The 16,290-nt window shown below is 63.4% G+C and carries 18 protein-coding genes; 12 read left to right on the top strand and 6 right to left on the bottom strand.

Features of this window, described 5'->3' with window-relative positions:
• Position 1 precedes the first annotated feature (1 nt).
• Positions 2 to 397 carry a SpoIIAA family protein gene (locus ACR64R_RS12690; RefSeq protein ID WP_487361956.1) on the bottom strand — a complete coding sequence of 132 codons (396 nt, stop codon included), beginning with the start codon at positions 395 to 397 and terminating at the stop codon, positions 2 to 4.
• A gap of 109 nt (positions 398 to 506) precedes the next feature.
• Between ACR64R_RS12690 and ACR64R_RS12685 the strand changes: the two genes are divergently transcribed.
• The 4 genes from ACR64R_RS12685 (at position 507) to ACR64R_RS12670 (ending at position 6,435) form a co-directional block, all read left to right on the top strand.
• Positions 507 to 1,247, top strand: coding sequence for a pyridoxine 5'-phosphate synthase (locus tag ACR64R_RS12685; RefSeq protein ID WP_487361955.1), 741 nt, complete (start codon positions 507 to 509; stop codon positions 1,245 to 1,247).
• An 82-nt stretch (positions 1,248 to 1,329) separates the two neighbouring features.
• Complete coding sequence (locus ACR64R_RS12680; RefSeq protein ID WP_487361954.1) at positions 1,330 to 3,243, top strand: potassium transporter Kup; 1,914 nt, start codon at positions 1,330 to 1,332, stop codon at positions 3,241 to 3,243.
• Positions 3,244 to 3,390: 147 nt separating this feature from the next.
• On the top strand, positions 3,391 to 5,310 hold the full coding sequence (locus ACR64R_RS12675; protein ID WP_487361953.1) for a potassium transporter Kup: 1,920 nt from the start codon (positions 3,391 to 3,393) through the stop codon (positions 5,308 to 5,310).
• An 84-nt stretch (positions 5,311 to 5,394) separates the two neighbouring features.
• Complete coding sequence (locus tag ACR64R_RS12670) at positions 5,395 to 6,435, top strand: SDR family oxidoreductase (RefSeq protein ID WP_487361952.1); 1,041 nt, start codon at positions 5,395 to 5,397, stop codon at positions 6,433 to 6,435.
• A gap of 39 nt (positions 6,436 to 6,474) precedes the next feature.
• Here the strand turns inward: ACR64R_RS12670 and ACR64R_RS12665 are convergent, their stop codons facing one another.
• Positions 6,475 to 7,368, bottom strand: a complete 894-nt coding sequence (locus ACR64R_RS12665) for an SDR family oxidoreductase (RefSeq protein ID WP_487361951.1) — start codon at positions 7,366 to 7,368, stop codon at positions 6,475 to 6,477.
• 273 nt (positions 7,369 to 7,641) lie between these two features.
• Here ACR64R_RS12665 and ACR64R_RS12660 point away from each other — a divergent pair, with 273 nt between their 5' ends.
• Both ACR64R_RS12660 and ACR64R_RS12655 read left to right on the top strand, forming a co-directional pair.
• Positions 7,642 to 8,052, top strand: coding sequence for a winged helix-turn-helix transcriptional regulator (locus ACR64R_RS12660; RefSeq protein ID WP_487361950.1), 411 nt, complete (start codon positions 7,642 to 7,644; stop codon positions 8,050 to 8,052).
• Between the two features lie 82 nt (positions 8,053 to 8,134).
• Positions 8,135 to 9,364 carry an FAD-dependent oxidoreductase gene (locus ACR64R_RS12655; protein ID WP_487361949.1) on the top strand — a complete coding sequence of 410 codons (1,230 nt, stop codon included), beginning with the start codon at positions 8,135 to 8,137 and terminating at the stop codon, positions 9,362 to 9,364.
• Here the strand turns inward: ACR64R_RS12655 and ACR64R_RS12650 are convergent.
• Both ACR64R_RS12650 and ACR64R_RS12645 read right to left on the bottom strand, forming a co-directional pair.
• Positions 9,318 to 10,037: a glutathione S-transferase family protein gene (locus ACR64R_RS12650; RefSeq protein ID WP_487361948.1), complete on the bottom strand. Its 720-nt coding sequence runs from the start codon at positions 10,035 to 10,037 to the stop codon at positions 9,318 to 9,320. The two genes, ACR64R_RS12655 and ACR64R_RS12650, sit on opposite strands and share 47 nt — an antisense overlap.
• A 1-nt stretch (position 10,038) precedes the next feature.
• Positions 10,039 to 10,344 carry a Rieske (2Fe-2S) protein gene (locus ACR64R_RS12645; protein WP_487361947.1) on the bottom strand — a complete coding sequence of 102 codons (306 nt, stop codon included), beginning with the start codon at positions 10,342 to 10,344 and terminating at the stop codon, positions 10,039 to 10,041.
• Positions 10,345 to 10,440: 96 nt separating this feature from the next.
• On the opposite strand from ACR64R_RS12645, the gene ACR64R_RS12640 reads away from it, so the two are divergent.
• The 4 genes from ACR64R_RS12640 to ACR64R_RS12625 all read left to right on the top strand — a co-directional run bounded on the left by ACR64R_RS12640 (position 10,441) and on the right by ACR64R_RS12625 (position 13,235).
• A complete protein-coding gene (locus ACR64R_RS12640) occupies positions 10,441 to 10,896 on the top strand; it encodes a MarR family winged helix-turn-helix transcriptional regulator (RefSeq protein WP_487361946.1) in 456 nt (151 codons plus the stop codon).
• 121 nt (positions 10,897 to 11,017) lie between these two features.
• Positions 11,018 to 11,680: a TetR/AcrR family transcriptional regulator gene (locus ACR64R_RS12635; RefSeq protein ID WP_487362429.1), complete on the top strand. Its 663-nt coding sequence runs from the start codon at positions 11,018 to 11,020 to the stop codon at positions 11,678 to 11,680.
• Between the two features lie 18 nt (positions 11,681 to 11,698).
• Positions 11,699 to 12,718: a ketol-acid reductoisomerase gene (gene ilvC / locus ACR64R_RS12630; RefSeq protein WP_487361945.1), complete on the top strand. Its 1,020-nt coding sequence runs from the start codon at positions 11,699 to 11,701 to the stop codon at positions 12,716 to 12,718.
• Between the two features lie 244 nt (positions 12,719 to 12,962).
• A complete protein-coding gene (locus ACR64R_RS12625; protein WP_487361944.1) occupies positions 12,963 to 13,235 on the top strand; it encodes a PilZ domain-containing protein in 273 nt (90 codons plus the stop codon).
• 17 nt (positions 13,236 to 13,252) lie between these two features.
• Here ACR64R_RS12625 and ACR64R_RS12620 read toward each other — a convergent pair whose 3' ends face one another.
• Both ACR64R_RS12620 and ACR64R_RS12615 read right to left on the bottom strand, forming a co-directional pair.
• Positions 13,253 to 13,537 (bottom strand): PilZ domain-containing protein, encoded by a 285-nt coding sequence (locus ACR64R_RS12620; protein WP_487361943.1) that lies wholly within the window; start codon positions 13,535 to 13,537, stop codon positions 13,253 to 13,255.
• Positions 13,538 to 13,709: 172 nt separating this feature from the next.
• Complete coding sequence (locus ACR64R_RS12615) at positions 13,710 to 14,285, bottom strand: BA14K family protein (RefSeq protein WP_487361942.1); 576 nt, start codon at positions 14,283 to 14,285, stop codon at positions 13,710 to 13,712.
• Between the two features lie 167 nt (positions 14,286 to 14,452).
• Here ACR64R_RS12615 and ACR64R_RS12610 point away from each other — a divergent pair, with 167 nt between their 5' ends.
• Entirely contained in the window at positions 14,453 to 15,565 is a 1,113-nt protein-coding gene (locus tag ACR64R_RS12610; protein ID WP_487361941.1) for an endonuclease/exonuclease/phosphatase family protein, read from the top strand.
• 5 nt (positions 15,566 to 15,570) lie between these two features.
• On the top strand, positions 15,571 to 16,290 hold the full coding sequence (locus ACR64R_RS12605) for a hypothetical protein (RefSeq protein ID WP_487362428.1): 720 nt from the start codon (positions 15,571 to 15,573) through the stop codon (positions 16,288 to 16,290).

The following is a 16,290-nucleotide window of genomic DNA, read 5'->3' as shown; positions in this document are numbered from 1 at the left end:
CTCAGGCAGGCCTCGCACCGAGCCACTGCCAGGCAGCTTCCTCATCGTCCACATCGAAGCGTCTCAGTTCGAAAGGCAGCGCCTCGGGGAAAACGCCAGCGACGAGCGATGCCCAACCCGGTTCACCGATGACGGCGCAGCGCACGACATGCTCCATCGCATGGGCCACGCCCTGCCGGAGCGTGTCCTGCGAAATATTGGCCCAGTCCACGCTTTCCTCGTCGGTCAGCCTGACCAGCACGTCGACCCTCGGATGCAATGCGTAGGCCGCCTCGAGCAGGCCGAAAAGGTTTTCCGCGTCGGCCGGCGAGACGTCGCCGACGACGTCGATGGCGAAAAGCGCGTCGCGATTGGTTTCGATGCGGCGGATCGCCGGCACGGCTTCGAGGAAATTCACTGGCAGGTCCTTCTGTTAGCCTCCATCTATCCCCTGGAACACGCGAAACCCTCTATCTGTTCCCGTCAAAGGCGGTATAGATGCCCGCCGATCCACTGGACGCCATTTCATGCCCGCCAAGCTCTCGGTCAATCTCAATGCCGTCGCCACGCTGCGCAACCGTCGAGACCTGCCATGGCCGAGCGTCACCGGACTTGGCCGTATCGCCCTTGCCGCCGGCGCGCACGGGCTGACGGTGCATCCCAGGCCTGACGAGCGGCACACCAGGCATTCGGACCTGCCGGAGATCAGGGCGCTGATCGACGACGAATTTCCAGGCGCGGAGTTCAACATCGAGGGCTATCCGACCGAGGATTTCCTGGCGCTTGTCGAGAAGAACCAGCCCGAGCAGGTGACCCTGGTGCCGGACGACCCGGCGCAGGCGACTTCCGACCACGGCTGGAACTTCGTCGCCCAGGCAGCGTTCCTGACGCCGATGGTCAAGCGATTGAAAAAAGGTGGGTTCCGTGTGTCGCTGTTCTCCGACGCGGACCCCGCAGGCGTAAATGCGGCCCGCGACACCGGCGCTGACCGCATCGAGCTTTATACAGGCCCCTATGGCGGCTTCCATTCCGATTCCGCGAAAGCTGCGAAGGAGCTGGAAAGACTGGGAAAAACCGCCGACGCAGCATTTGCGGCGGGGCTTGGCGTCAATGCCGGCCACGATCTGACCGTGAAGAACCTGCCGGCATTGGCCAAACGGATTCCGGCTTTAGCCGAAGTATCGATCGGACATGGGTTGACAGCGGATGCGCTGGAGTATGGCATGGCCGGCACGGTTGGGCGGTTCTTGAAGGCCTGCGGATGGTAGGGCGCCTTGCGTAGTTTGGGGGTTTTGGTGCGCCCCACGTTGCGGCGACCACGAAACGTGACGAATCGGTGAAGTGGGGTTCATGGTGCTAGCCAACACCGGCGAAACGGAATCCCTCGAACGTTCGAGCCACGGCGAGACCGAGCGGCAGCAAAGCACCAAGGTGCTCATGCTTGGCGCGTTGGGCGTCGTCTACGGCGATATCGGCACGAGCCCGATCTACGCCTTCCGCGAGGCGTTGCATGCCTCGTCAAGCTCGGTTGCCCGCCACGATGTGCTGGGCGTTCTATCGCTGATCGTCTGGGCGCTCACCATCATCGTCACGATCAAATATGTCGCTTTCGTGCTCAGGGCCGACAACAAGGGCGAGGGCGGCACACTGTCGCTGATGGCGCTGGCGCGCAGCGCATATCCCCCGGGCTCACGTCTCATCCTGGTGATCGGCCTTTGCGGCGCGGCATTGTTCTTCGGCGATTCGATCATCACCCCGGCGATCTCCGTGCTGTCGGCGGTTGAAGGCCTGGAAGTCGTCACGCCCGCGCTGGATGCTTTCGTGGTCCCGATCACGCTGGTCATCCTGGCAGTGCTTTTCGCCGTGCAGCGCTTCGGCACGGGCAAGGTGGCGGCGGTGTTCGGGCCGGTAACGGCGACATGGTTCCTGGCGATCGGCGCGGCCGGGCTTTACCACATCGTCGACGATCCTTCCGTTTTCCTCGCGATCAATCCGTATTACGCGATCTACTACCTGGCGACCACGCCAACCGGGGCTTTCGTCACCGTCGGCGCCGTTTTCCTGGCGGTCACCGGCGCCGAGGCGCTTTATGTCGACCTTGGCCATTTCGGCCGCAAGCCGATCGTGATGGCCTGGTTTGCAATCGTCTTTCCTTGCCTGCTCTTGAATTATTTCGGGCAGGGCGCGTTCGTGCTGTCGCATGGCGGCAAGCCCACCAACCCCTTCTTCCAGATGCTGCCCGAATGGGCGTTGATGCCGATGGTCGGTCTGGCGACGGCGGCAACGGTCATCGCCAGTCAGGCGGTGATCTCGGGGGCCTTCTCGCTTACCCGGCAGGCGGTGCAGCTCAACCTTTTGCCACGTATCGAGGTCCAGCATACATCCAAGATGCAGAGCGGCCAGATCTACATGCCGAGGGTCAATCTCCTGGTCGCTCTCGGCGTGATGCTTCTGGTCGTCGGGTTCGGCAGCTCGAGCGCGCTCGCCTCGGCCTATGGCATTTCAGTGACCGGCGAAATGCTGATGACGACAATCCTGTTGTTCGTCGTCATGCGCTGGCTCTGGAAATGGCAGTTGGGGCTCGCCCTGGCGCTGGTGCTGCTGTTCGGCGTCATCGATATCGGCTTCTTCTCGGCCAATGTCGTCAAGATCGTCGAGGGCGGCTGGGTGTCGATCACGGTCGCTTCGATCATGGGGCTGATCATGTGGACGTGGATCCGCGGCAGCCGCTACCTGTTCGACAAGACACGCCGCAACGAGATCCCGCTCGATTTCCTGGCGGCGAACCTGTTGAAGAAGAAGCCGCAGCTCGTGTCGGGCACGGCGGTGTTCCTGACCAGCGATCCACTCAGCGCCCCGACTGCGCTGATGCACAGCCTCAAGCACTACAAGGTGCTGCACGAAAAGAACGTCATCCTGTCGGTGGTGACGGCGCCGCAGCCGGTCGTGCCCGACAGCGAACGCGTGAAGCTGGAGACGGTCAACGAGCTTTTCATGCGCGTGACGCTGACCTTCGGCTACATGGAGCAGCCGAACATTCCGCGCGCGCTGGCCATCTGCCGCAAGCAGGGCTGGAAGTTCGACATCATGACGACGTCCTTCTTCCTGTCGCGGCGCTCGCTGAAGGCCTCGCCAAATTCCGGCATGCCGATCTGGCAGGACCGGCTGTTCATAGGCCTGGCGAAGACGGCGGCGGACGCGACGGAGTATTTCCAGATTCCGACCGGGCGCGTGGTGGAGATCGGCACGCAGGTCGCGATCTGAGGCCGCGATTTGCGTTGGATAAATGGGGGCGAGCGCTCCCATATGCTGAAAGCCCTGCGTGGGCGGCATGGGAGCCCTAACGCCAGGGCACTTGATATTGCACCGCAGCAAGCGTAGAGCACCGCGCATTTTATCGGAGTGTCGTCCATGGCCCTCGCCAATGGTGGTGCAGACGCAGAACCCGTCGACCAATCGGGCCACGCGGAGAGCGCCCAGCACAGCACCAAGGTGCTGATGCTTGGCGCTCTCGGCGTGGTCTATGGCGACATCGGCACCAGCCCGATCTATGCGTTTCGCGAAGCGCTGCACGCCTCTTCCGGCGGTGACGTGGCGAACCGCGCCGATATCCTCGGCGTGTTGTCGCTGATCATATGGTCGCTAACCATCACGGTGACGGTGAAGTATATCATGTTCGTGCTGCGCGCCGACAACCGTGGCGAGGGCGGCGTGCTGTCATTGATGGCGCTGGCGCGCGGCACCTTCCCGACACGCTCGGCGATCGTGCTTGGCATCGGTATCGTGGGGGCATCGCTGTTCTTCGGCGACGCGGTCATCACACCCGCCATCTCGGTGCTTTCGGCGGTCGAGGGCATGAATGTCGTGACGCCGGCTTTCCAGCCTTATGTCGTGCCGCTGACCCTGCTGATCCTTGCGATGCTGTTTGCGGTCCAGCGCTTCGGAACCGGCGGCGTCGGCCTGGTGTTCGGCCCGGTTACCGCTGTCTGGTTTCTCGCCATCGGGCTTTCGGGTCTGAAGCACATCATCGCCGATCCGGAAATCCTGTGGGCGATAAGCCCGCATTACATCGTGGCCTTCTTCATCAATTCGCCGGACGTGTCCTTTGTCACCGTCGGCGCCGTCTTCCTGGCCGTTACCGGCGCCGAGGCGCTGTATGCCGACCTTGGCCATTTCGGCCGCAAGCCGATCGTGCTGGCATGGCTCGCAATCGTGTTTCCATGCCTGCTTTTGAACTATGCCGGGCAGGGCGCGTACGTGCTGGCCAAGGGCGGTGTAGTCGGCCATCCGTTTTTCGAGATGAACGAGGGCTGGTCCCTCATCCCCATGGTGGTGCTGGCGACGGCAGCGACTGTCATTGCGAGCCAGGCTGTCATCTCCGGCGCCTATTCGCTGACCAGGCAGGCGGTGCAGCTCAACATGCTGCCCCGGCTCGAAATCCTGCATACGTCGGAGAAACAGTCCGGCCAGGTCTATATGCCGCGGGTCAACATGCTCCTGGCGCTGGTGGTGATGCTGCTGGTGGTCGGTTTCGGCGAGTCCAGCAAGCTTGCCTCGGCCTACGGCATCTCGGTGACCGGCAACATGCTGGTGACGACGACGTTGCTGTTTATCGTCATGACCCGCATCTGGAAATGGAACATCTGGCCGGCGGCCGCCCTGACGGCGATGTTCGCGCTCATCGATATCGGCTTCTTTGCCTCCAACATCGTCAAGGTTTTCGAAGGCGGCTGGGCTTCGCTCGCTGTCGCCTTCGCCATCATCCTCGGAATGTGGACCTGGGTGCGCGGCAGCCGCTACCTGTTCGACAAGACACGTCGCAACGAGATCCCGCTCGATTTCCTGGCGGCGAACCTGTTGAAGAAGAAGCCGCAGCTCGTGTCGGGCACGGCGGTGTTCCTGACCAGCGATCCTCTCAGCGCCCCGACCGCGCTGATGCACAGCCTCAAGCACTACAAGGTGCTGCACGAAAAGAACGTCATCCTGTCGGTGGTGACGGCGCCGCAGCCGGTCGTGCCCGACAGCGAACGCGTGAAGCTGGAGACGGTCAACGAGCTTTTCATGCGCGTGACGCTGACCTTCGGCTACATGGAGCAGCCGAACATTCCGCGCGCGCTGGCCATCTGCCGCAAGCAGGGCTGGAAGTTCGACATCATGACGACGTCCTTCTTCCTGTCGCGGCGCTCGCTGAAGGCCTCGCCCAATTCCGGCATGCCGATCTGGCAGGACCGGCTGTTCATCGGCCTGGCGAAGACGGCGGCGGACGCGACGGAGTATTTCCAGATTCCGACCGGGCGCGTGGTGGAGATCGGCACGCAGGTCGCGATCTGAGTAAATGCGCGGCACAGGCCGCCGTTAGACAATTCCCGACGGCAGGCGCCGCTTTTGAGGAATTGCTCTCGAAAGGAGGCGGGCATGAGCGGCGAATTGGTGCTTGTGACCGGCGGGTCCGGCTTCCTTGGCGCTCATTGCATCCTGGCGCTTCTGAACGCGGGATACCACGTGCGCACGACCGTCCGCTCCGCCAGGCGCGAGGCCGATGTTCTCGCCATGCTGAAGGTCGGCGGCGTCGAGCCTGGCGACGCGCTTTCCTTTGCCTACACCGATCTCACGAGCGACAAAGGCTGGCCCGAAGCGGTCGCCGGATGCCGATACGTCCTTCACGTCGCTTCGCCTTTTCCGCCTGGAGTGCCGAGACATGAGGACGAACTGATCGTCCCGGCCCGGGAAGGGGCGTTGCGCGTGCTGCGCGCCGCGCGCGATGCCGGCGTCGAACGCGTCGTGCTCACCTCGTCCTTTGCCGCCATCGGCTACGGCCAGGCGACGGTTGCCGGCCATCCGTTCACGGAGGAGAACTGGACCAATCTGAACGAGCCAGTGAGCGCCTATGTGAAATCGAAGACGCTGGCCGAGCGGGCGGCGTGGGATTTCATCGATCGCGAAGGCGGGTCACTGGAGTTGGCGGTCGTCAATCCGGTCGGGATCTTCGGACCGGTCCTGGGGCCGGATCATTCGACCTCGACGGACTTCATCAGGCGTCTGATGGATGGCGGGATGCCCGGCCTGCCGCGCATGGTGTTCGGCGTGGTCGATGTGCGCGACGTCGCGGACCTGCATCTGCGCGCCATGACCAATCCCGCCGCCAGGGGCGGGAGGTTCCTGGCCGTCAGCGGCGATTTCATGACGACGCAGGAGATCGCTCGGACGCTGAGAGCGCGACTTGGCACCGCGGCGTCGCGCGTCACGACCAGAGTGCTGCCCGACTGGCTTATCCGGATCGTCGGGCTGTTCGACGGGCAGGCGGCCCAGATCGTGCCGGAACTGGGCAAGCCGAGGAACGCGACGGCCGCCAGGGCCATGCGCATACTCGGTTGGATGCCGCGGTCGCGGGAAGACGCGCTTGTCGCGACCGCCGAGAGCCTTATCCGGCTTGGGTTGCTCAAGAAGACGAAGTGAGGCGCGCCGGGAGGGTGGCCTCCCCGAGCGCGCCAGACTTCAGCCGAGCAGGGCAGCCTTGTTTGTCTCTAGGAACTGCCTAAGCGTCCGCGGCTTGCGGCCCGAGAGTCTTTGGACGGCGTCGGTCACCTCTGCAATGCGGCCGGCACGCGTGTTGGCATCGAAGGAGACGATGATGCGGGCGAATTCCTCGGGAACGCCCGCCGCCTTCACGCCCTCGGTCAGCGCCTCGTCGGGCAATTGGATGACCTCCAGCGGCTTGCCGGTCACCTCGCTTACAAGCGTCGCAATCTCGTTCGTGGTGTAGGCCTGCGGGCCAGTCAGCGTGTAGAAGTGGCTTTCCTTCGAGCCGGACGCAAGGCCGGCGGCGATGGCGGCCGCCATATCGTCGCGCGCGCCGTGGGCGATGCGCCCGTCGGCGGCCGACGTGTACCACTTGCCCGACGAAATGGCGTGCGGCAGCGACATGAACAGGTTCTCCTGATACCAGCCGTTGCGGAAGATGGTGTAGGGGATGCCGCTCGCCTTGATCGCCTGCTCGGTGCCGTAATGGTCGCCGGCAAAGAGCACTGGCGAGCCGGGCTCGGGATTGGGCATCGAGGTGTAGAGCAGATGCGAAACGCCTGCCGCCTTGGCTGCCGCCACCGCGGTTTCATGCTGCCTCAAGCGCCGACCCGTCTTCAAATCGAGGTCGCCGGTCGAGATGATCAGCACGCGGTCGGCGCCTCGAAATGCCTTTTCCAGCGAGGCCCCGTCGTTGAAGTCGGCGGCCCTGACGGCGATGCCGCGTGCCGCCACGTCGGCGAGGTTTTCCGGGTTGCGGGTGGCGGCGATGATGCTCGAGGGCGCAATTTTCTGCGCATCCAGCAAGTGATTGATGACGGCGCGGCCAAGCTGGCCGGAGGCACCGGTGACGAGGAGGGTTTCGGTCATGGGGGTCCCTGAGAATTGTGTCGAAGGCGGATCAATTAGAAGGTCTCAAAAAGAGACCAGCACTAAAATAGGAATTGACCACCGGCCGTAAAGAGGGCAGTTTTTCGGGAGGTAGGCACGGCAAGGGAACTACCCTGGCCGGCCTAAAGCGCGTCGCGATCTTTCAGATTCGCTCCATGCGCTTTAGGTTTCTTGGTTTATGCATGTCTTTATCCCGAAAACCGGCTCCCACTTTCGGGAGACATGCTTCAGTTTCGATCAGCGGGTGTCGCGATGGACAGCAAGATCTTCAATCTGAAAGCCAAGCTCGAGGTCTATAAGGCCATGACGGGCGGCGGCAATTTCGCCGATTGCCCGGTCCGCGACGTGATTCAGGGCATCAGCGGCAAATGGAGTTCGCTGCTGGTGATGGCGCTGGCCGAGAAGCCTTATCGCTTCGGTGAGCTGCGCCGGCTGGTTCCGGACATCTCGCAGCGCATGCTGACGCAGACGCTCTACGAGCTGCAGCGCGACGGCTATGTACATCGCGAAGTTTTCCCGACCAAGCCGCCAAGCGTCGAATACAGCCTTACCGATCTTGGGCGCTCGATGTTCCTGCCCCTGCAACAGCTCATTCAATGGGCCGAACTCAACCATGACGCGGTGCGCGACGCGCGCGCGGCCTTCGACGCCACCCAAGGCTGATTTCTGCATATAAGCGTCAAAGCGCCCGATTGATCCGGCGCTTTCCTCGCGGGATTCTCCCGCCGGTTCGGGTTGGGGGATGATGAGCAAGTCTTACGACATCGCAATTGCCGGCGCCGGTCCGGCAGGTCTGGCCGCAGCGCTTTACCTGAAGCGCGCCGGGCACAAGGTCACCATTTTCGAACGCTTCGATGAGCCGAAGCCGGTCGGCTCCGGCCTCATCCTGCAACCGACCGGGCTGACCGTGCTTGCCGATCTCGGCCTGCTTGACGAGATTCTGGCATTAGGCAGCCGCATCGAACGGCTGCACGGCACCGACGCCGGCAGCGGACGTACGGTGCTCGAAGTCCGCTACGGCGCGCGGCGCAGCCGCCGCTTCGGCCTCGCCGTGCACCGGGCGGCACTGTTTGGCGTGCTCTACCGCGCCGCCTTGCGAGAAGCGATCGCCATCGAAACCAATGTCGAGGTCGAGACGCTGGAGGCTGGCGAGCGGACGACGCTCGTCTGTGGCAACGGCAAGCGGCTAGGTCCATTCGACCTCGTTGTCGATGCCAGCGGTGCGCGCTCGAAGCTGCGGCACCATCTCGGCGATGCCGCCATGCCGCGTCCGCTCGCCTATGGCGCGTTCTGGGCATCGCTCGGCTGGCGGGACGGCTTCGACAAACGCGCGCTGTTGCAGCGCTACGATAAGGCAAGCATCATGGTCGGCGTGCTGCCGATCGGCCGGCCTGAGCCTGGCGCGAAAGACATGGCGGCCTTCTTCTGGAGCCTGAAGCCGGCCGATGTCGAACAGGTGATGGCCAGAGGGCTCAATGCCTGGAAGGCGAGGGTGGTTTCGGTGTGGCCTGAATGCGAGGCTTTCACCAGTCAGATCGACAGTTTCGAGCAACTCTCGCTCGCCCGGTATGCCCATCACACCATGGTGTTGCCGGCAGGCCGGCGGCTTGCCGTCATCGGCGACGCCGCGCATTCGACCAGTCCGCAACTCGGGCAAGGCGCGAACATGGCGCTGCTCGACGCCGCCGCCCTCAGCCATGCGCTGGCGCGGACCAGCGGCATCGATGACGCGCTTGCGACCTATGCAAGCGCGCGCCGTTGGCACGTGCGCGTCTTCCAGGCGCTGTCGCTGACGCTGACGCCGTTCTATCAATCGGACTCCGCAGCCTTGCCCTTTGTCCGCGACCGCATGGTGGCGGTGCTGGCAAGAATCCCGCCGGGGCCGCAGTTCCTTGCCGCCATGGTCGCCGGCACGGTGATCGACCCGTTCAGGCGGATCGGGCTTGCGGAGTTGCAATGGCCTGCCGCCGGATGATCCCGGAGAGGTAAGATCCCTTTGCCCGAAGGAAGTCCTGCAGCCGCCGCGGATAGTCTGGGCTGACCGCTTCGGTGACCGACCGACGTTCGCTCAAGGCTTCGCGCCAGGCTTGCACGAGGGGCTTGCCGTCCAGAATGCCGAAATCGCCGATGCGGTCGAAAGTGTCGAAATAGCGGAAGACCGGTCCGTAGACGGCGTCGACCAGCGAGAAGCCTTCGCCGGCGAACCACGGGCCACTTTGCCTTGCCGACAATTCCGCCTCCACACGCGCGAACATACCGGACAAGCCTCTGCTTTCATGGAGGAAAGCAGCTTCATCGGCAGCGGAATAGAAGCGACCGATGGCGTTGAGGATGGCCGAACCGAATTCGATCCAGGCGCGATGCCTGGCCCGTGCCAGCGGATCGGCCGGGTGCAAGGGATTGGCTTCCGACTCTTCCAGGAATTCGAGGATGACGGCGGATTCGAAGATTACTTCCTCCGCACTGCCGTGCCGGACACGCAGCAGCGGCACCTTGCCGAGTGGCGAGATCGCCTTGAACCAGTCAGGTTTGTTGGAGAGATCGACATCGATCCGCTGGAACGGCACGCCCTTTTCGGCAAGCGAAATCGCCGCGCGCTGGACGTAGGGGCAGAGATGATGGCTGACGAGGACGAGCCTTGCGGTCATTTCACTCTCCCCACACATAGTTGAGGACGCCATCCTCGACGCGGGTCGACAGGAACATCAGGTGAGAGCCTTTCGGCGCCGGTCCGTCCAAACGCTCGCCGCTTGCCATGTCGAACTTCGCACCATGCCACTGGCAGACGAAGGTGCCGTCCTTGCAATCCAGCGGTCCGCCGAAATGCAGGCAGGCATTGGCCGCCGCGCGGATGCGCTCGCCGCTGCGCCAGACATGGACCTCGCGCCCGAAGAAGGGCGCGATCAGGCTGCCGGTTTGCGGGATATCGGCGACCTTGCAGATTTTATGTTTCACCGGATCACTCCTTTTCAATGCAATTGCATCTATATGGATGCAATTGCATTGATAGTCAAGCTTGATGCAATTGCATCTATCTTGTAGGCTGTTTCGATGACGGAAAAATCTCCATCACCCGAGGCTGTTGCCGCCTGGGCGCGCCTTATGCGCGTCTCGCGCCAGCTCGTCGACAGGATCGAAGAGTCCCTGAAGGCCGGCGGGCTGCCGCCGCTGGCCTGGTACGACGTGCTGCACGAGCTTGCGGAGGCGGGCGAGGACGGGCTGCGGCCGTTCGAACTGGTCGATCGCGTCCTGCTGGCGCAATACAGCGTTTCCAGGCTGCTGGCGCGGCTGGAAGCGGACGGCCTGGTCGAAAAACTGCCGGTTTCGGATGACGGCCGGGGCCAGACCGTGCGCATCACGCCCAGCGGCCGGGACATGCGCCGCCGCATCTGGTCCGTCTATGGCGCTTCGATCACCGAGCAGATGGACAGCAGGCTCTCAACCGAAGAGCTCAACACGCTGGCGGCGCTGCTCGGGCGGCTGAGGCACCCGCCGATCGGGAACTAGCCGCGCAAGCATGAACCCGCCGCCTCGGCCGAGATTTTTCTGCTCCGCCCTTGCGCTGTAAAGAGGAATGGGCGATAAGCCGAACCGTAACGTACGGTACGCCACTGAGGGCGCGCCCGGGATGGGATCAGTCGTGTTGCAGCCTGCGGATATCGACACAAGCGAAACGCTCACCGAGCGCCAGCGGGCCGTTCTGGATGCGGCGCTGCGCTTGTTGGTCGAGGAAGGGGACAATCTGACCATGACCGCGGTGGCGCGGCGGGCCAGTTGCTCCAAGGAAACGCTCTACAAATGGTTCGGCGACCGCGATGGACTGCTCAACGCCACGGTACAATGGCAAGCGTCCAAGGTGCGCGTCGCGGCCGTCGACCGCGAGCGGCTGGATATCGCGTCGCTCACGGCGAGCCTTGAGCGGTTCGCTTCAGATTGGTTGAAGGTTATCTCCAGCGACACTTCGATAGCGCTGAACCGTGTGGCGGTCGGCCATGCCGGTTCCGGCAAGGACGATCTCGGTGCGATCGTGCTGCAGAACGGCCGCTTCGCGCTGGCCAGGCGCCTGAAGCCGGTGCTGGAAGCCGGACGCCAAGCAGGGCTGCTCGATTTCGAGGACGCCGAAACGGCGTTCCGGACCTTTTTCGGCCTGGTCGGCCGGGACGTGCAGATCCGTCTGCTGCTCGGCGATCGGGTGGAATTGACTGAGGCGACGATCGGGGGTGATGCCCGCCGCGCGACGCAACAGTTTCTCGCTCTCTTCGGAGCACACAACCGGCTGCAAGGCCTTTAGCACGGGAAGGAACCCCAAATGCGTGTCTATTACGATCGTGACGCCGATCTCAATCTGATCAAGAGCAAGAAAGTTGCCATCATCGGCTATGGCAGCCAGGGCCGGGCGCATGCGCTCAACCTTAAGGACTCGGGCGTCAAGGAGATTGCTATCGGCCTCAAGGCTGGCTCCGCCACCGCCAAGAAGGTCGAGGCCGACGGGCTCAAGGTGATGAGCGTGGCGGACGCGGCCAAATGGGCCGACCTGATGATGATGGCGACGCCCGACGAACTGCAGGCCGACATCTACAAGAACGAAATCGCGCCGAACATCCGCGACGGCGCCGCGATCGCCTTCGCGCACGGCCTCAATGTGCATTTCGGCCTGATCGAACCGAAGGCTTCGGTCGACGTCGTCATGATTGCGCCGAAGGGCCCGGGCCACACGGTGCGCGGCGAATATCAGAAGGGCGGCGGCGTGCCGTGCCTGGTCGCCGTCAACCAGGATGCTTCGGGCAACGCGCTCGACCTCGCGCTCTCTTATGCCTGCGGCGTCGGCGGCGGCCGGTCCGGCATCATCGAGACCAATTTCCGCGAGGAATGCGAGACGGACCTGTTCGGCGAGCAGGTGGTGCTGTGCGGCGGTCTGGTCGAATTGATCCGTGCCGGTTTCGAGACGCTGGTGGAAGCAGGCTACGCGCCGGAAATGGCCTATTTCGAATGCCTGCACGAAGTGAAACTGATCGTCGACCTGATCTATGAAGGCGGCATCGCCAATATGAACTACTCGATCTCGAACACCGCCGAGTGGGGCGAATATGTCTCGGGTCCGCGCATCATCACCGCGGAGACCAAGGCCGAGATGAAGCGCGTCCTGAAGGACATCCAGACGGGCAAGTTCACCTCGGAATGGATGCAGGAATACCGCGCCGGTCTGGCGCGCTTCAAGGGCATCCGCCGGATGAACGACGGCCACCAGATCGAGGAAGTCGGCGCCAAGCTGCGCGCGATGATGCCGTGGATCGCCAAGAACAAGCTGGTCGACAAGGCCAAGAACTGAGGCGATCCAGCTTCTTTGCTTTGCGCGTCCTCGGGCTTCGCCCTGTGGTCGTGCGGGTGATCGCCAAGGATAAGCAGGTCGCCAAGGCCAAAGCTTACCGCTGAAAACAGGCTGGTCGACGAGAGCGGCCCGACGAAGCCGGTGGAGTGATCCGCCGGCTTTTTCTTGTCCGGCTGTATCATTCCGATACGCTTAGTTGGCATGCAATTCGCTTCGCATGGCCGGACAGTGATGGGAGACAGCTATGGAAACGACCTATAGTGGCGCTGGATTGGCTGGCGAGCGCCGGACGGAGCGGCGCAGGCGTGTGCTCCGGGGTGCGACTTTGCGGTTCAATGGCGGCTTCGGCACGGTCGAAGGATTGGTGCGCAACGAATCGAAACACGGCGCGCAACTGAGCTTCGGCGACGCCACCGGGGTGCCCCACGGCTTCGAGCTGATGGTTGACGGCGTTGCGCGCGGCGCACTTGTACGCTGGCGCTTGGCGGGACTGGTCGGCGTTCAGTTCGTCGCTTGAAAAGGGGGATCCGCCCTTCAGCCGTAGTGCCAGTGAGGCTTGGGCTCGGTGCCGGTGAACTCGACCCCAATCCGATCCTCGCGTCGCCAGCGCACCACCGCCCTGTAACCGATGCCGTCCACCGGCACATAAAGCAGGAATTCATCCGGGACGCGCGCGTCGATCGGCACTTTCAACTCCGCGCCTTTCGAATGCATGTTGCGCACCGTGCACCTCACCTCGGAATTGTTGATGCCGGTCAGGATGGCCGCACCCTTGAAAACGCGCTGTCGGCGTTGGATCCTGAGTTCGTTTTCGGCCATTTGCAAGTTACGTCCTGGCGAATTCTCGCCGCGAATCGGCATGTGAGCCCCCGGCCTGGATCAATAGGCACTGTCCATAAATTTAGGATTATCGCGGCTGGGCAAAGGGTTGTGACAAAATACAAACGGCGCCGCGACGGACGCCGTTCTCTTGTCTCCGTTGGCGGTGAGCTCAACTATAGGGCGACCAGCATTGCTTGCGGGGGCCATAATTGGGCTGGAAAGTATTGTCCCAGGCGCGGTACGACCGGTAGCGATCATAGCACCACCGCACATGCGCGCTGGACAGCCGTTCCGTGCGGTAGATGCGCCGCGGCTGGACGTAGCGCGGATAGGGATCGGAATAGTACGGGTCATAGTAGTTTCCATAGGCGAGGCTGCCCAAACCCAGGCCGAGGCCCAGCCCTAGGATCGCCGCGTCGCCGTCCCGGAAATGCCGGTGATGGTGATGCCGCCAGCGCCAGTCGCCGTCATCATTCCATCTGCGGCCGTCCCAGTTGCGGGAGAAATGGCGGTCGCCGCGCCACTTGAAGTCGCCGCCGTGGCGGCGCCAGCGCCAGTCCTGGAAGTTGTTGTTGTTGCCGCCGGCCCAACTGTCACGCACGGGAATGATGTTGGGCGCGGCGGTATTTGTCGCGGCCGAGAGATCGGGTTGCAGGATCGGGCCCGCGACAGATGGGGCTGCAACGCCGGCCACGAGACCCAGGGTAAGGAACCCGGATCTCAGGGAAGAGAACAGCGATTTCATTTCACTCTCCAAGGAGTAAGGCCCCACGCCCAGAGAACCCCGGGGAAAGGGCGTATTGTTGGATCTTAGCGTCTGAACGGACGATGAACGGAAAGGTTCCGTCAACCATGACGAGCATCGAGCCCTGCTCTTGTCTTCGCCCCCTCTTGCGGGCAAAGGTCACGGCCATGTCGCTGCGCCTCGCCACCTTCAATGTCGAGAACCTGATGAACAGGTTCGATTTCTCAGGCTATCGCAACCAGCTCAACGAAGACCGCGCGCTGGCGCTGTTCGACATCCAGAGCGAGGCCGAATACCGGATCCTTGAACAGGCTCGCGCGATCGCCCAGTCCGACGACACCCGCCAGTTGACGGCGCTCGCCATCGCGGCCACCCGCGCGGACATCATCTGCATGCAGGAGGTCGACAATATCGAGGCGCTGAAGGCATTCGAATATGGATATCTCTTCAAGATGATCGGGCAGGGCTATCGTCAGAAATACACCACGGCGGGCAACGACTTCCGCGGCATCGATGTCGCGGTGATGATGCGCAACGAGACCATGCAGGGCCAGCCGATCGAGTTCGTGCGCATGACGAGCCATGCCTATGTCACGTTCGAGCAGTTCGGCCTCTTCACGCCGGAGATCGCGGCGCTCGGGCAGGTGGCCGGCGATCGTATCTTTCGCCGGGACTGCCTGGAGGTCGACCTCACCATCGGCGGCTTGCCGCTGACGCTCTATCTCGTGCATTTCAAGTCGATGGGCTCGCCGCGCAACGGGCTCGACGGCCGAGAGGCGACGATGCCGCTGCGCATGGCCGAGGCGCAGGCCGTGCGCCGTATCATCGAGGAGCGTTTCGGCAAGGATCACGCCGCCGACAAGCGCTGGGCGATCTGCGGCGACATGAACGATTACCGGCAGCGCGTGAAGATCGAGGGCGACAACTTCGACGGCTATCGCTTCGAGGTCGCGGATGAAGCCCAGTCCAGCATCAATGTGCTGACCGCCGGCGGCTTCTGCGAGAACGTCGTCGAGCGGCGGCCGGAGATGGACCGCTGGAGCTTCTACCACACCCGCGGCCCGGAGGAACGGCATCTGTGCCAGCTCGACTACATCCTCCTGTCGAAGGCCCTTGCGGCAAAGAACGCGACGGCGGTGCCCGACATCGTCCGCAACGGCCAGCCGTGGCGCACCATCTTTCCGGCTGGCCAGGAGGTCGAGCGCTTCCCGCGCACCGGCTGGGACAGGCCGAAGGCGTCGGACCACTGCCCCGTCGCGATCACCCTGGACATGGCGTGAGTGCCTTGAGTTTCGATCTGCCCCGCAACGTCATCCTGCCCGTCGACGCGATCGACGTTCGCCTGGATCCAGGTCCGCACCCTTTCGCGCTGAGCAACACGGAGGCGATCGCCGAGAACTGGCGGCAGGAGATGGCGGCCAATCCGGCGCTGTTCGACGGCACCGTGGTGTTGCTTTCCGAGCTCGCTTACGGAGACAGCCGCCTCGTCGGGCGCTGCCACGCGGTGAGCTATTCGACCTTCATGCTATGGCGCAAGCGTCGCGAGAATTCCGGCGCCGAGCATGCCTATGCGCACGCCATGCTGGTCGCCGGCGACAATGCGCTGGTGGCGATCCGCATGGGCCCGCACACCGTCAATGCCGGCCGCGTCTATTTCGCCGCCGGTTCCTTCGAGCCGGTCGACTTCCGAGACGGGCTGGTCGATGTCGACTTCAACATGATCCGCGAGGTGGGGGAGGAGACAGGGCTCGACCTGTCGCAGGCTGAACGCGGACAGCGCTATCACGCGCTGTCGACGGCGAGCGGCACGGTGATCTTCCGCCGCTACCGGGTCGCCGAGCCGGCCGATCAACTGGCGCGTCGCATCAGCGCCTTCGTCGCCGAAGTGGCGGAGCCGGAGATCGAGGGTCCGGTCATCATCCGCGATGCCGCCGACCTGCCCGATGGTCTGATGGGGCATATGAAGCCGCTGATCGAGTGGCATTTTTCCAAAGATGGCGCCTGA

The sequence above is a fragment of the Mesorhizobium sp. MC2-1-1 genome, from assembly GCF_057597255.1.
The sequence above is the reverse complement of the archived record's forward strand: the minus strand, read 5'-3'. Positions and strand labels throughout refer to the sequence as shown.